Raw genomic sequence first — 452 nt, 5'->3', positions numbered from 1 at the left:
GTGTTACTGGCTGCAGCGCAATTCGCAGCTACACCATGCCAGAAGAAGAAAATCTGTTGAGTGGGGCGGGATCGATTGTCGTCCAAAGTGCCAAGAAAAATGAGAAAGCCCGAGCGGAGAGCTATGAACTGGTTCACATAGATGAACTGCTCCATACTTATGAACTGGACGATATTGCAGCGGTCAGCGAAAACACGAACCAGGAGAGTTTCAAGTACCGCCGCAATGATTTGCAGGATCGCCTCATTGCCGCCTCGAATCAGCGTTGCGCAACGTATCTGAGAGTACTGACCGCTTCGAAGTCGCAAACCCAGATGGGATGGAGTGGCCTTGCGACGCTGCTGTCGGGGGCAGCCGCCGTGACAACGCCTGCTGCTGCGGCCAAAGTCCTCGCCGCTGGAAGCACTGTTTCGAACGGCCTGCTGAGCCAGTTCAACGAGGCCTATTTCAGC

Annotated in this window: 1 protein-coding gene; it reads left to right on the top strand. The window is 54.9% G+C overall.

The window, feature by feature from the left end; all coding sequences use genetic code 11:
- Nucleotides 1–35: 35 nt before the first annotated feature.
- Nucleotides 36–452, top strand: a 417-nt coding sequence (locus tag K9U40_RS23770; protein ID WP_282892517.1) for a hypothetical protein, incomplete at its 3' end; no start/stop codon positions are given.

The sequence above is a fragment of the Xanthobacter autotrophicus genome, assembly GCF_030015065.1.
Lineage (GTDB): Bacteria > Pseudomonadota > Alphaproteobacteria > Rhizobiales > Xanthobacteraceae > Xanthobacter > Xanthobacter autotrophicus_D.
Note: the sequence above shows the minus strand (reverse complement) of the source record. Positions and strands in the feature narration are given on the sequence as shown.